The following is a 12,770-nucleotide window of genomic DNA, read 5'->3' as shown; positions in this document are numbered from 1 at the left end:
ATTTTGTCAAAGATAGGCCACATTGATGCATGGCGTGCAGTTGCGTACGTCTACAGTACGTGTATCAACGCTAGGGCTTGCCCAGACGTTCTCACTCACTCGTCGTCTTCGAGCAACCAGTCAGTCGAAACGCGCTTACCTTCGGCGAACTCTTGCAGGCCCTGGCGCGTGTCCTGGTACAACTGCCGGTTCTCGAGGATGGCCCGCTCCGACTCAATGATCGCCTCATCAAGTTCATCTAGCTCAACCCGGTGGGTCGTCTGAATCGTGCGCTGTCACTCATCTCGCGCCCAGCCGTCCAGCTCATTCACAGCATCGAGGATCGCCCCGGCTAACTCCCGCGCCTGCTCTGTGGTCAGACCAAACGCGCCTGTGGTGTGGACGTGAACCAGCGGCGGGTCATACTCTCCGCTGCTGCCGTTAATCGTTCCATCGGCGAGCTGTGCGACCGAGGCGGAAACCTCGACCTCGCCGCTAATTTCTCGCCGACTTCCGTACACGATCCGGTATTGCTCGGGCTGCCAGTCATCGACGAAGGCGGCGCCGGGCGGAGGCGCGACGTCGGGGCGGGGGTTGGTTGTGGCGGTGGTCATTTAGCACTCTCCTCGGTGGGCGTTCCCACCGGCGGCACTATTGCGCGTTTATTGCGCGGAAACAGCGAAGGCCCGGTAAAAACCGAGCCTCATCTGCGCGAAACATGGTGCGCGATACTGGGATTGAACCAGTGACCTCTTCCGTGTCAGGGAAGCGCTCTCCCGCTGAGCTAATCGCGCCGGGAAACCAAAAGCTGGAGGTGGAGACGGGAATCGAACCCGTGTGCACGGCTTTGCAGGCCGTTGCCTCACCACTCGGCCACTCCACCGTTGGGGTCCACGCCACTTGCACCTTCGAGCGGATGACGGGATTCGAACCCGCGACCCTCACCTTGGCAAGGTGATGCGCTACCAACTGCGCTACATCCGCGCGCCTCGGACGAGATCGTCGCCCGGTGCGAAGCACGACGATAGTCCACGTGAGCGGGCACATACAAATTTCTTGGTACGAGCCGTCTCCAGGCTATCGCGACGACTTGCCACATGATGCGGCCGGTATCGTCAGGGCCGGCGCGTGCTAGTCTTCGACGTCGTTCGCCATCTCGGCGCCGGTCCCGTGGCTCAGTGGGAGAGCGTCCGCTTCACACGCGGAAGGTCGCTGGTTCGATCCCAGCCGGGACCACAAACAATTGGCCTCCTCGCCTGTTGAGGCATCTAGCAAGTCGACTTGTCACACTGCAGCCCAACGACTCCTGCCGTAGCGTTACCGTCACGGCCCGGCTCGACCCCGAACGACGCCGGGCGCGGAGGGCAACGATGTTGATTCTCATTTCCCGCCTCGTCCTTCCGGCGCTGGTGACCGGACTGCTCGCGGCGCTTATTTCGGCCGGCAACACCTCGTCCGTGACGCCGGTTGCGTGCAACAAGATCACGGCCAGGTGGTCGTCGGTGTGGATATTCATGCCCGACTGCCCGCCGTCGGCCGCTCCGCGTCCAGCACCGTCTTCGCCGGCCCAGAGGCCCAACCCGTCGGCTCCAGAACCACCCCACTGAACCACGGGGCCCTTGCCTGATCGCGCTCGCTGAGCCACCATGAACTGCGTGAGTAAGGTTACCCTAACTACCGAGCTGCCGATCCCGGTGGCGACCGCTGCCGCGCTGGCGCGCAAGCCCGAGCTGATGCGGCACGTCCTCAGCCCGGTGCTGCGGGTCTACCGCCTCGACGTCCCGGAACGCATCGAGGTCGGCACTCAGGGGTCGGCGAGGTTCTGGTGGTTCGGCGTGATCCCGGCCTGGACGCACCACCTCACCATCAAGCGGCTCGAGCCGACCGAGATCTACACCAACGAGCACGGTGGACCGGTCCGCACCTGGAACCACCGCCTGACGTTCGAACCCATCGACGAGCGCAGCTGCCGCTACACCGACGAGATCGAAACCGACGACGGCCTGCACGGGCTGCTGACCCGCGCCTTCGTCCGGGTCATGTTTCGCCACCGGCACCGGCGATGGCGCAAGCTCGCGCGGATCCTCCACTGACAGCGCACCAGAGAGGACGGTGAAACATGGTCGGCAATCACGAGGGCGTCGGCATGCTGAAACTCGAATGCCCGCAAACTCATCCCGTCGGCCGCATCCTCAAGGACGCCCCTCATCAGGCGGTGCAGTTCGACCCCGGGGCTCAGGCCGGGCCGCGCCGGTTCTGGCCGGACGAGGGCGAACAACCGAACTTCACAACGCTCTGCAGGTTCTGCGATAAACCGGTGGGGGACACCACGTCCGCCCTGCAAACCAAGTTGGCCTCGGTGATAGCCGACTTTTCTGCGACCGCGGAGACGGCCACGCTGCCTTACGTGTAGTCGCCCGGCCCGGCGGATACCGTAAGAGCTACAGTAGCGGCGTTGCGGCGTGGCGCATCCGCGGCGACGCCGACCCGAGAGGAGTCCCGTGGCACAGACATCCCACAGCACCCCACGTCCACCCGAAGGCGATTGGCTGGGTACGCCGTACCTGCGCTTCGAACGCCAGGGCCCGATCGCGGTCTGCACCATCGACCGGCCCGACGCACGCAACGCCTTGAGCCCGGCGATGTATTTCGGAATCCGTTATGCGGTAGGACGTCTCAACGAGGACCCGGAATTGGCCGGGCTGGTGCTCACCGGAACCGGCGACGTCTTCGCCCCCGGTGGCGACATGGGCGGCGGGGGAGGCGAGGACAACTGGCTGACATTCGGTTCCGCGCTGGGCATGGACGTGACCCCGTTCGACGCGGTCCGCATCTCGGCCAAGCCCATCGTCTCGGCGGTCAACGGGTTATGCCAGGGCGGCGGATTCCAGATCGCGCTGTGCAGCGACCTGTCGGTAGTGAGCGATCGGGCGACCTTCCGAGTGCCCGAGTTGTTCCGCGGCTACGCCGACACCTACTACAGCCAAATGCTCACCCGCGTGATCGGGCCGGTGCGCACCCGCGACCTCATGTTCACCGGACGGGTGCTCACCGCGGTCGAAGCCCTCGACTGGGGCCTGGTCACCCGGGTGGTCCCGCACGAGGGCCTGCTGGATGCGGCGAAAGACATACTCGCGCAATGCTGTCGAACCGCTCCACGCGCCCGCGGCGTCATCAAGTCCAGCATCGACAGCTACCTGGGCCTCTATGACCGCATCGGCATGACTGCCAGCCTGTCCGACGCCGAGGCCATCGAAGGGTTCCGCTCGTTCAAGGAACGCCGCTCACCTGACTGGGTGCACCCGGAATTGCGCGTCGAGGGACGCCTGTAGGACGCTCGACCCGATGGCGGCGACCCGCTTCGCCCGGCTCCGCCGTGCTTGCGATTGCCGCTAGGCGAAGTAGATCCACTCGCCGTGGGCCGCAACCTTCAGCACGTTGCTTATGCCGGCCTGATCGAACGCTGTGACGAATTCGTCGACAGCACCCTGATCGCACAGTCGCGTCGCGCCGCATCTATGCGAGTGCTCATATGCCCCGCGCCCGGTCGCGCCAAAATGGGTCCCGCAGCTGAGTTTTCAAGATCTTTCCACTCGCGTTGCGGGGGAGTTCCCCCACAAAGTCCACCGTGCGCGGGCATTTGAAGCCGGCCAGATGCCGTCGGCAGAATTCGATGATGTCTTTCGCGTCGATTTCGCCATCGCTTACCACGATCGCCTTGACGGATTCGCCCCAGAAGTCGTCGGGCACCCCGATCACCGCGGCGTCTTCGACGGCGGGATGCTCGATGAGCACGCTTTCCACCTCGGGGCCGTACACGTTCTCGCCGCCGGTGATGATCATGTCCTTGATCCGGTCTTCGATGTAGACGTAACCGTCGGCGTCCAGGCGCCCGATGTCGCCGGTGCGAACCCAGTCGTCGGCGGTGATGGTTTCGGCCGTGGCGTCCGGGCGGTTGAGGTAGCCGGTCATGTTCTGGTTGCTGCGCACCCACACCTCGCCGGATTCCCCGGGCGGCAACGGGTTTCCGGTCTCGGGCTCGACGACGCGAATCTCGCAGCCCAGCACCGCCTTTCCGGCCGCCAGCTGCAGCTCGGGCCGCGCGGCATCGCGGTGATCGTCGTCCGACAGCGCGGTGACCGCGCCGCACAGTTCCGTCTGCCCGTACACCTGCACGAATTTGGTGTCGGGCCAGGTAGACAGCGCTCGATGCAGCAACGGCAGCGGCATAGGTGCGGCGCCGTACACGATGTAACGCAAGCCGGCGACGGCCGCGGTCGCCGCGTCACCCGCGTCCAGGAACCGGGCGATCACCGGCGGGACGAAGAACGCGTGGGTTGCTCCGGCGCGCACCGCGCCGATCAGTGTAGCGGCGTCGGGCTCGCGGATAATGAATGTCGGTGCACCGGAGCGGATTCCAAACAGCGCGTAGCCGATTCCGCCGACGTGGAACAACGGCATGGCCACGAGGTTCGCGTCGCCCTCGGCGAAGGGAAACGCCGGGGCCAGGTTCGACGCGTGATTGACCAGCGCACGTTGACTCAGCAGCACGCCCTTGGGGCGTCCGGTGGTGCCGGAGCTGTAGATCACGAGTGCCGTCTCGTTCTCATCGATGCTCGGGTCGGGCTGCGTCGGTGCCGCCGTGGCGAGCAGCGATTCGTACTCGCCGCCGATCTCGATGATGCGGTTCACGCCCGGTACCCGCTCGGCGGCCGCCTCGGCCGCGGCACGCAGCTCAGTGCCGACCAGCAGCACGCGGGCGCCGCTGTCGGCCAGGACGTGGACGAGTTCGTCGCCGATCACCCGCCAGTTGACGACGGTGGTGACAATGCCGATGGAGGCGCCGGCGATGAGCACTTCGAGGCAGGCGGGCTGGTTCTTGTCCAGGAAGGCCACGCAGTGGCCCCGCTCGAGACCGGCGGCACGCAGCGCCCCGGCCGTGCGACGAATCCGCGAGCTCCACTCGGCCCAGGACCACTGGCGTTCGCCGAAGCGGATGGCGATCGCGTCGGGCCGCCGCTGAGCGTGGCTTTCGACGAGGCCGACGAGCGTCTCCGCCGTGCCGGTCGTCGGGTCGGCTGGTGGCATGAACCCCTCCGCGTTCGATTTGTTCCCACTTGGTCATACCGGATGTGCCGCGCACGGTGATACCGGACCGGTGCTGCGCACGGTAAACCGGATGCGCTGCGCACGCGACGCCGACCCTCGCCCGCTCGGGTTGCTAGCGCCTCACTCCATGGAGCCGATCATCATTCCACCGTCGCCGGCGGCTTGAGTGGTCGCGCTGCTGTCCTGCCGGAAGTCGATGAACGCCGACCGACCGTTCGAGGTGTTCAACAGCTCGGTGAACGTGCCGATCACCGGAATTGCGCCCTGCGAGTTCACCACGGCGGCGGTGTAGTTGATGGAGGCTTGCTGCGCAAAGTTGGGACCGGGCAGCGCCTTGGTGTCGGGTGGGGTCAGGCGGTTCACATCGGCCAAGATTGCCGAGGCGCTGCTGGTGAATTGGTCGATGTCGGCCTGCAGGAGCGCGGCGGCATCCGCGCCGCCCGCGGGCTTGACCGTGATCCGCAGTTGCGCGCTGGTGTCGGCGTTGTTCAGCGCCACCCAGTTCGGGCCGCGATGTCCCACCGTCCAGCCGGGCGCGGGGGTGACCGAGACGCCCTGCGCGATGGCAATCGCGTCGTCGGAGCTCAGTACCACCCCGGCGGTGGGTTCGACCCGGTTGGCGGTGCAGGCCAGGACGACCACTCCGGTCACGGCGGCCGCGCGCACCGCCCCGACCCGCCATCCGGCCAGCGCCCGAGGCTGAGTTGTTGACATCGTCATTCCTACCGCCGCCGGGCACTGCGAAATTCGCCCGCTGGTTTATCGTGCTCCAGCGGCTGCGGCAATGTCCAAGATGGGTTTGCTATAGCTTGATACAGTACGCCTAGCAAACCGCCGGATGCGTGTGTAAAGTCCAGGGCGCGAACCGATTTGACCCGAAATCCGCTATCTGCGATCCGATTGCGGGGCGGTGTGTCACCATGACGGGGCCGACCTGCCTGCCCGACCCAGACAAGGATCCGACATGGTGAATCCCGACCGCGCCCGTTCCCGCACCTTTGTCGTTACCGGCGCGGCGTCGGGAATCGGGCTGGCCACCGCGCGGCGGCTCTTGGCCGAGGGCGGCACCGTGATCGGCGCCGACCTGGCCGCCCCGCCCGATGACCTGGGCTCGCGGTTCACCTTCGTGTCCGCGGACGTGACCGACGAAGCCGCGATCGCCGCGGTGCTGGCCGCCGTGCCGGACCGCCTCGACGGCCTTTTTCACGCCGCCGGTGTCGCCGGCGGAGGCCCGGTGCACCTGCTCGACCGCGCCGAATGGGACCGGGTGATCGGGATCAACCTCACCGGCACCTTCCTGGTGGCCAAGGCGGCCCTGGCCAGGATGATCGAACAACCCCGAGCCGACGGTGAACGCGGCTCGATCGTGACGGTCGCCAGCGTCGAGGGCCTGGAGGGCACCGCCGGTGGCAGTTCGTACAACGCGGCCAAGGGCGGTGTCGTGCTGCTCACCAAGAACATCGCGCTCGACTACGGACCCAGCGGCATCCGGGCCAACGTCATCTGTCCCGGCTTCATCGAAACGCCCATGGCGCACAGCGTCTTCAGCATCCCCGGGATGGAGGGCCCGCTGGCCTCCATCACCAAGGAGCACGCCCTGCAGCGACTGGGGCAGCCGGAAGAGATCGCCGCGATGGCCGCCTTCCTGCTGTCTCCCGACGCCTCGTTCGTCAGCGGCCAGGCCGTTGCCGTCGACGGCGGCTATACCGCCGGTCGCGATCACGGTGTCGTCGAACTCTTCGGCTTTCCCGACTGATCCGACTAAGATTCGTCCATGAGCGGTGGACTTACTCCTGACGACGCGATCGAGGCGATCCGGGGCGCCGGGGGAGCCCAGCCCGGTTGTCGCGCGTTGCACGCCAAAGGCACCCTGTATCGCGGCACGTTCACCGCGACCCCCGACGCGCTCATGCTCTCGCGCGCACAACATCTCGATGGTTCGACCGTTCCGGCGCTGATTCGCTTCTCGAATGGGTCGGGCAATCCCGAGCAGCGCGACGGCGCTTCCGGTGTGCGCGGGATGGCGGTGAAGTTCACCCTGCCCGACGGCTCCACCACCGACGTCTCGACGCAGACCGCCCGGCTGTTCGTCTCCAGCACACCGGACGGCTTCATCGATCTGCTCAAGGCGATGCGGCCCGGCCTGACGACGCCACTGCGCATGGCCAAACACCTGCTCACCCATCCGAAGCTGCTCGGCGCGTTGCCCATCCTGCGCGAGGCGAGCCGGATCCCGGCCAGCTACGCCACCACCGAATACCACGGCTTGCACGCCTTCCGCTGGATCGCCGCCGACGGCAGCGCCAGATTCGTTCGCTACCACCTGGTTCCGACTACATCCGAGGAATACCTGTCGGGGTCCGATGCCCACGGCAAGGACCCGGACTTCCTCACCGACGAGCTGAACGCCCGTCTGGACGGCGGGCCCGTGCGGTTCGACTTCCGGGTGCAGATCGCCGGGCCCGCCGACTCGACGGTGGACCCGTCGGCCGCCTGGCAGAGCACGCAAATCGTCACCGTCGGCACCCTGACGATCACCGGTCCCGACACCGAGCGTGAGCACGGCGGCGACATCGTGGTGTTCGACCCGATGCGCGTGACCCATGGCATCGAACCCTCCGACGATCCGGTCCTGCACTTTCGGACCCTGGCGTATTCCGCCTCGGTCAAGCTGCGTACCGGTGTGGAGCGCGGCGCCGAAGCTCCGCCGGCCTGATCGGGAGCGCTGGTGACGATAGTCACCTCGCGCCGAAATCGGCAGCAGGCTAAGGTTTTTGTTCGGTGTCGCCGCTTCAGATGTTCCTCGTATGCCTGGCCGGGCTGGGTGCTGGGGCGATCAACGCGCTGGTCGGGTCGGGCACCCTGATCACCTTCCCCACACTGGTCGCGCTCGGCTATCCGCCGGTGACGGCCACTATGTCGAACGCGGCAGGTCTGGTCGCCGGCAGCGTCTCGGGCACCTGGGGCTATCGCGCCGAGCTGGGTGGTCAGTGGGATCGGTTGCGATGGCAGCTCCCGGCATCGCTGGCCGGCGCGGTGATGGGCGCCTATCTGTTGCTGCATCTGCCCGAGAAGGTGTTCGCCGAGATCGTGCCGGTGTTGCTGGTGCTGGCGCTGGTGCTGGTGGTGATCGGGCCGCGGATCCAGGCATGGACGGCCCGCCGCGCCGAGGAGGCGGGGCGTTCGCCCGAGCACGTCAGCCCCCGTCGGATGGCCACGCTGGTTTTCGGCACGTTCGCCGTCGGCGTCTACGGCGGCTACTTCACCGCCGCGCAAGGCATCCTGTTGGTCGGCCTGATGGGTGCCCTGCTGCCGGAGTCGGTGCAGCGCATGAACGCGGCCAAGAACCTGTTGGCCCTGGCGGTGAATGTGGTTGCCGCCGTTGCCTATACGTCGGTGGCATTCGACCGGATCAGCTGGCCGGCGGCCGGACTGATCGCGGCGGGCTCACTGATCGGCGGGCTGCTCGGGGCGCGCTATGGACGCCGATTGTCGGGCACCGCGCTGCGCGCCGTCATCGTGGTCGTGGGCCTGATCGGCCTGTATCGCCTGCTCGCCGTGGCCTGACGAGAGGCCAGGTGCGGCAACGGGTTTGACCCGCTCGAGGCACTCCTCAACTCAGTGTGGCCGTGGCGGCTTCGGTGACGACGTCGCGCACCTCACCGCGTTTGCGCCACGCCCGCAGCTGACGCATCGCCCCGTTACCGTCGGATATGACGCGGTCGAGTTCTCCGATGACGCGGCCGTATTCGCCCAGCGACTCCAGCGCGGGGCGCACTCGCTGCACCAGCGCTCCCAATTGCTCACCCGCCGGCACCGCACCGCGGCCGTGGATCAAATCCAATGCGTGGCCGGATAACCCGTCGTGTGCGGCCTTCCAGTATGCCGCGCGTAGCGCGGCGGGCGGAAGCCGCCGAGCGTCATCGGGTGAATCGAGCGCGGTCATCACCGCCGCCCTGATCAGGGTGGCAAGCAGCACGGTCTCGGCGACGGTGGCCGGCACGTCGGCCACCCGGACCTCCACCGTCGGGAAATCCGCGGAAGGACGTACGTCCCAATAGATCATGTCCTTATCCAGGATCGCCCCGCTGTCGACCAACATGCGCACCGTGTCGTCGTACTCGTCGGGTGAGGCGAAAAATGGCGGCGCTCCCGCGGCGGGCCAGCGCCGCCACAGCACGCTGCGCCAGCTCGCGTAGCCGCTGTCCGAGTTGCGGTACACCCGCGAATTCGCCGACAGCGCAAGCAAAGACGGCAGCCACGGTCGCAACCAATTGCTGACGTGGATGGCCGCGGCACGGTCGGGCACCTGCACATGCACATGGCATCCGCAGATGCCCTGCTCATGCGCGATCATTCCGAAATCTTCGCCGATCCTGCGGTAGCGCGGGGTGTCGGTGACGGGAAACTCGTGCGGTGTGGTCGGAGGGAGACCGCAGGCCAGTAGCCGGACGCCGGCCGCCTCGGCGGCGTGCGCCGCGGTATGCCGCAGCCGGCGCAGTTCCTCACCGAGTTCGGCGCTGGTCGAAGCCACCTGCGAGGTGGTCTCCACCTGGCAACTGCTCAGTTCGAGCTGCAGCTCGACGCCCTGCCGCTGCGCCTCCGCGGCGACCGCGGCATTGTGCGGGGTGGGTTCGCCGGTTTGTGAGTCGACGAGGAGGAATTCTTCCTCGGCACCAATGGTGGGATGGTCGCCCATGAGCCGGATTACGGCTCGAGCATCTACTAGCGGGCGGCCGCCGACAGGGCGGAGTCGACGGTCGGGTAGATCGGCAGCACGCTGCTGAGACCGCAAGCGTCGACAATGCGGGTGACGGGCGGGGCGCAGCTCACCAGGCGTAAGTCGATGCCGCGTTTCCGGCAGCTCTTGGCCTCTTCGGCCAGCACCTCGAACGCGCAGCAGCCCATGAAGTCGAGTCCGGTGACGTCAACGACGAAGGGGCCGGGCGCGGTGACGCCGCTGGCCGCCTCGGACACCAGGTGGCGCCAGGTGTCCTCGTTGCAGGCGTCGATCTCGCCCCCGGCATAGATCACCACCGACGGGCCGCTGCGATCTGCGGTCGCCCGCAGCGTGGAATTGGGGTCGCCGAGTTCGTAGACGAGTTTTGTGCTCAGCGTCAAATGACTGGTGGGCATCGCTTCAATGACGGAATTCATGATGGACCCCCTAATCGACAGGCGCCGAGACGCCTCGATGGATGCCCGTCCTAATGTCTGAAGACAGACCGTTCGCTTATGTGTGAATCTCATTTCTATAACGAGACAGGGCGGTCTGTCTACCGGCGGGGGCCTAAGAGTACGTTAAGCCCGGTATGACAACACCCGATGTCGGAGCACCTACCGCGTCGCCGCGCGAACGCGTGCTGACCGCGGCATATCAGCTGTTCAGCCGGCGTGGCATCCACGCGGTGGGCACCGATGAGGTGATCACACGGGCCGGTGTCGCCAGGGCGACGCTCTACCGCCATTTCGCCACCAAGAATGACCTGGTGCTGGCCGTGTTGGAGCGCCGCGAGGAGGTCTGGACCCGCGGCTTGATCGAGGAACAGTCGCGCCAGCGTGGCACCACCCCCGAGGAACAGTTGTTGGCGATCTTCGACGTCATGCACGACTGGTTCCACCTCCGCGACGGCTACGAGGGCTGCTCGTTCATCAACGTGCTGCTCGAGGTCGGGCCCGATCACCCGGCCGGTCAGGCCTGCATCACCCACATCGACCACGTCCGCGACATCGTGCGGCGCCGCGCCGGAGCGGCCGGCTTGACCGACGTCGAGGGATTCGCCTCGTCCTGGCACATCCTGATGAAGGGCGCGATCATTCTGGCCGCCGTCGGGGATTTGGACGCCGCGCTGCGCGCCCGCAAGATGGCCCGCGCGTTGATCGACGAACACCGGCCGCCCTTGGTGGCGGACGCCGGCGAGGCCGTGTAGTCAGACGGAGTCGGACGCGCCTGCGCCGGTCTTGCGGTAATGCTCGGCCTCCAATTCCGCGATCATCCGGGATGTGCGTTCCCGCAACAGGATCGCGGCAGTCAGCCCGGCCACGACGGCGATAACCAAGCCGATCCAGGAGAACCGTTCCAGCCAGCGTTCGGCCGCGATTCCGGCGTAGTACACCAGCGCGGTCGTGCCACCCGCCCAGCAGATGGCGCCCGACACGTTGGCCGCCAGGAACCGGGGATAGTGCATCTTCAGCGCCCCCGCCAGCGGGCCGGCCAAAATCCGTAGGAGCGCGATGAACCGGCCGAGAAAGACGGCGCGAACACCCCAGCGGTTGAACAACTTTTCGGCAAGCGCGACGTGGCCGGGACCGAAATGTTTCGGAAAGCGCCGGCCGAGCCGGTCGAAAAGCGGCATGCCGAAGCGGCGTCCGATCGCGTAGCCGATCGAATCGCCGATCACCGCGCCGATCACCGCGGCGACGCCGACCCCGAGCGGATTGACGGCCAGGTCATGGTGCGACGACATCAGCGCCGCGGTGACCAGCACGATCTCACCCGGCAGGGGAATGCCCAGGCTCTCGATCCCGACCACACCGCCGACCACCAAATAGACCGTGATCGGAGGAATCGAGTGCAGCAGGGGCTCCAGATTCATGCGTCAAGGATGCCTGACCGACCGCGGATCCGCGGCTTGAGGTGTGCCATTGAATTCGCTCGGGGTGCCCAGCCCTTCCAGCCGCGGACGTTTGGGTTCGCGCCCGTCGTACGAAGACAGGCCGCGCAGCCGCCGCCAGATCCACGGGAAGAAGCTTTCCCGCGTCCAGCGCAACTGCTCGTATGTGCCGGCCGCGAAGGAACGCTGGGTGGGATTGAGGCCGCTGCATGCCCAATCATGGTTGGCGTCAGGCAAATTGAGCGCTTCGGCGGCCGCGGCGGCGAACAGCATGTGGCCCTTTCTCGACGCGTGCACCCGGTCGATGGCCCAGGCGTCCGACTCGCGCATCGAGGGCGCGTTGTACAGGTCGACGAGCCGGAAGCCGTAGCGATGGGCGGCAGCGCTGATGGCCCCGTTGATGCGGGTGAGCCGCCCCGCCACCAGCCATCCGAGCGGGAGGAACTGGGCGACGTTCGGGAAGGTCGTCGTCACCACCGTCGCGCCCGATTCGGCCAGCGCGGCGTAGATGTGCTCCAGGTCGGCCAGGGCAGGGGCGAAGGATCGTCCGGGCTGGATGACGTCGTTCATCCCGGCGCAGACGGTGATCAGGTCGGGCTGCATCGCCAGTGCCCGCGGAAGCTGCTCGGTGAGCACGTGGCCGATCCGCTTTCCGCGGATCGCGAGGTTGGCGTATTGCAGGCCGGGATAAAGCGAATCGACCATCACCGCGAGCCGGTCGGCGAATCCGAGCAGGCCGACGGTGTCGTCGCCGTCCCACAAGCCCTCGGTCTGGCTGTCACCGATGGCGACGTAACGGTGGTATCCGGCGTGAATAGCCCCGCTCACGATGCCGAGAATAACCGAAGCCGCGCCCATTACTGGTTACCGTGGATCCATGCCACACAAGCGTGAGCCGGGCGCCGAGGACGCCGCTGCGGCGCCTAGCGCCGATTCGCTTGCGCCGCAATATCCGATCGAGTCGGTCGACAACGCGCTCAAGCTGTTGCTGCTGTTGGGTGAACAGCCCCAGATCCGGTTGAGCGAGGCGACCCGCTATCTGGGCGTGGCGTCGTCGACCGCGCATCG

15 protein-coding genes and 4 tRNA genes are annotated in these 12,770 nt (G+C 66.7%); 9 read left to right on the top strand and 10 right to left on the bottom strand.

Annotation, left to right across the window (positions count from 1 at the left end; genetic code table 11):
- Positions 1–275: 275 nt before the first annotated feature.
- The 4 genes from VFW69_RS04300 to VFW69_RS04285 all read right to left on the bottom strand — a co-directional run bounded on the left by VFW69_RS04300 (position 276) and on the right by VFW69_RS04285 (position 963).
- On the bottom strand, positions 276–593 hold the full coding sequence (locus VFW69_RS04300) for a hypothetical protein (RefSeq protein ID WP_526498511.1): 318 nt from the start codon (positions 591–593) through the stop codon (positions 276–278).
- Between the two features lie 105 nt (positions 594–698).
- A tRNA-Val gene (locus VFW69_RS04295) sits at positions 699–773 on the bottom strand.
- Positions 774–788: 15 nt separating this feature from the next.
- A tRNA-Cys gene (locus VFW69_RS04290) sits at positions 789–862 on the bottom strand.
- A gap of 28 nt (positions 863–890) precedes the next feature.
- Positions 891–963, bottom strand: a tRNA-Gly gene (locus VFW69_RS04285).
- A gap of 180 nt (positions 964–1,143) precedes the next feature.
- On the opposite strand from VFW69_RS04285, the gene VFW69_RS04280 reads away from it, so the two are divergent.
- The 4 genes from VFW69_RS04280 (at position 1,144) to VFW69_RS04265 (ending at position 3,311) form a co-directional block, all read left to right on the top strand.
- Positions 1,144–1,215, top strand: a tRNA-Val gene (locus VFW69_RS04280).
- 410 nt (positions 1,216–1,625) lie between these two features.
- Positions 1,626–2,072 (top strand): Rv1443c family protein, encoded by a 447-nt coding sequence (locus VFW69_RS04275; RefSeq protein WP_526498509.1) that lies wholly within the window; start codon positions 1,626–1,628, stop codon positions 2,070–2,072.
- A 26-nt stretch (positions 2,073–2,098) separates the two neighbouring features.
- Positions 2,099–2,392, top strand: coding sequence for a hypothetical protein (locus VFW69_RS04270; protein ID WP_526498507.1), 294 nt, complete (start codon positions 2,099–2,101; stop codon positions 2,390–2,392).
- A gap of 88 nt (positions 2,393–2,480) precedes the next feature.
- Positions 2,481–3,311, top strand: a complete 831-nt coding sequence (locus VFW69_RS04265; protein WP_526498505.1) for an enoyl-CoA hydratase/isomerase family protein — start codon at positions 2,481–2,483, stop codon at positions 3,309–3,311.
- A gap of 196 nt (positions 3,312–3,507) precedes the next feature.
- Here VFW69_RS04265 and VFW69_RS04260 read toward each other — a convergent pair whose 3' ends face one another.
- Positions 3,508–5,067: a long-chain-fatty-acid--CoA ligase gene (locus VFW69_RS04260; protein ID WP_526498503.1), complete on the bottom strand. Its 1,560-nt coding sequence runs from the start codon at positions 5,065–5,067 to the stop codon at positions 3,508–3,510.
- 141 nt (positions 5,068–5,208) lie between these two features.
- Entirely contained in the window at positions 5,209–5,802 is a 594-nt protein-coding gene (locus VFW69_RS04255; RefSeq protein ID WP_526498501.1) for a hypothetical protein, read from the bottom strand.
- A gap of 250 nt (positions 5,803–6,052) precedes the next feature.
- Here VFW69_RS04255 and VFW69_RS04250 point away from each other — a divergent pair, with 250 nt between their 5' ends.
- The 3 genes from VFW69_RS04250 to VFW69_RS04240 all read left to right on the top strand — a co-directional run bounded on the left by VFW69_RS04250 (position 6,053) and on the right by VFW69_RS04240 (position 8,655).
- Entirely contained in the window at positions 6,053–6,844 is a 792-nt protein-coding gene (locus tag VFW69_RS04250) for an SDR family NAD(P)-dependent oxidoreductase (RefSeq protein WP_526498499.1), read from the top strand.
- 18 nt (positions 6,845–6,862) lie between these two features.
- A complete protein-coding gene (locus VFW69_RS04245) occupies positions 6,863–7,804 on the top strand; it encodes a catalase family peroxidase (protein WP_526498497.1) in 942 nt (313 codons plus the stop codon).
- An 80-nt stretch (positions 7,805–7,884) separates the two neighbouring features.
- On the top strand, positions 7,885–8,655 hold the full coding sequence (locus tag VFW69_RS04240; RefSeq protein ID WP_526498513.1) for a sulfite exporter TauE/SafE family protein: 771 nt from the start codon (positions 7,885–7,887) through the stop codon (positions 8,653–8,655).
- A 46-nt stretch (positions 8,656–8,701) separates the two neighbouring features.
- Here the strand turns inward: VFW69_RS04240 and VFW69_RS04235 are convergent, their stop codons facing one another.
- Positions 8,702–9,787, bottom strand: coding sequence for a carboxylate-amine ligase (locus tag VFW69_RS04235; protein ID WP_526498495.1), 1,086 nt, complete (start codon positions 9,785–9,787; stop codon positions 8,702–8,704).
- 26 nt (positions 9,788–9,813) lie between these two features.
- Positions 9,814–10,245: an anti-sigma factor antagonist gene (locus VFW69_RS04230; protein WP_526498493.1), complete on the bottom strand. Its 432-nt coding sequence runs from the start codon at positions 10,243–10,245 to the stop codon at positions 9,814–9,816.
- A gap of 155 nt (positions 10,246–10,400) precedes the next feature.
- Here VFW69_RS04230 and VFW69_RS04225 point away from each other — a divergent pair, with 155 nt between their 5' ends.
- Positions 10,401–11,018 (top strand): TetR/AcrR family transcriptional regulator, encoded by a 618-nt coding sequence (locus VFW69_RS04225; protein ID WP_526498491.1) that lies wholly within the window; start codon positions 10,401–10,403, stop codon positions 11,016–11,018.
- Here VFW69_RS04225 and VFW69_RS04220 read toward each other — a convergent pair whose 3' ends face one another.
- Positions 11,019–11,684 (bottom strand): VTT domain-containing protein, encoded by a 666-nt coding sequence (locus VFW69_RS04220; protein ID WP_526498489.1) that lies wholly within the window; start codon positions 11,682–11,684, stop codon positions 11,019–11,021. It abuts the gene before it with no gap.
- 3 nt (positions 11,685–11,687) lie between these two features.
- A complete protein-coding gene (locus VFW69_RS04215) occupies positions 11,688–12,530 on the bottom strand; it encodes an SGNH/GDSL hydrolase family protein (protein WP_526498487.1) in 843 nt (280 codons plus the stop codon).
- A 49-nt stretch (positions 12,531–12,579) separates the two neighbouring features.
- Here VFW69_RS04215 and VFW69_RS04210 point away from each other — a divergent pair.
- Positions 12,580–12,770 (top strand): helix-turn-helix domain-containing protein (locus VFW69_RS04210; protein WP_526498485.1); only part of this gene is annotated, 191 nt, incomplete at its 3' end.

The organism is Mycobacterium sp., assembly GCF_036273375.1.
GTDB lineage: Bacteria > Actinomycetota > Actinomycetes > Mycobacteriales > Mycobacteriaceae > Mycobacterium.
This window is presented reverse-complemented; position numbering and strand designations above follow the sequence as displayed.

Excerpts from the sequence above, each read along its gene's own strand:
- VFW69_RS04300 (WP_526498511.1), bottom strand. The coding sequence starts at position 593 with ATGACCACCGCCACAACCAACCCCCGCCCCGACGTCGCGCCTCCGCCC.
- VFW69_RS04275 (WP_526498509.1), top strand. The coding sequence starts at position 1,626 with ATGAACTGCGTGAGTAAGGTTACCCTAACTACCGAGCTGCCGATCCCG.
- VFW69_RS04270 (WP_526498507.1), top strand. The coding sequence starts at position 2,099 with ATGGTCGGCAATCACGAGGGCGTCGGCATGCTGAAACTCGAATGCCCG.
- VFW69_RS04260 (WP_526498503.1), bottom strand. The coding sequence starts at position 5,067 with ATGCCACCAGCCGACCCGACGACCGGCACGGCGGAGACGCTCGTCGGC.
- VFW69_RS04255 (WP_526498501.1), bottom strand. The coding sequence starts at position 5,802 with ATGTCAACAACTCAGCCTCGGGCGCTGGCCGGATGGCGGGTCGGGGCG.
- VFW69_RS04250 (WP_526498499.1), top strand. The coding sequence starts at position 6,053 with ATGGTGAATCCCGACCGCGCCCGTTCCCGCACCTTTGTCGTTACCGGC.
- VFW69_RS04245 (WP_526498497.1), top strand. The coding sequence starts at position 6,863 with ATGAGCGGTGGACTTACTCCTGACGACGCGATCGAGGCGATCCGGGGC.
- VFW69_RS04240 (WP_526498513.1), top strand. The coding sequence starts at position 7,885 with ATGTTCCTCGTATGCCTGGCCGGGCTGGGTGCTGGGGCGATCAACGCG.
- VFW69_RS04235 (WP_526498495.1), bottom strand. The coding sequence starts at position 9,787 with ATGGGCGACCATCCCACCATTGGTGCCGAGGAAGAATTCCTCCTCGTC.
- VFW69_RS04230 (WP_526498493.1), bottom strand. The coding sequence starts at position 10,245 with ATGAATTCCGTCATTGAAGCGATGCCCACCAGTCATTTGACGCTGAGC.
- VFW69_RS04225 (WP_526498491.1), top strand. The coding sequence starts at position 10,401 with ATGACAACACCCGATGTCGGAGCACCTACCGCGTCGCCGCGCGAACGC.
- VFW69_RS04220 (WP_526498489.1), bottom strand. The coding sequence starts at position 11,684 with ATGAATCTGGAGCCCCTGCTGCACTCGATTCCTCCGATCACGGTCTAT.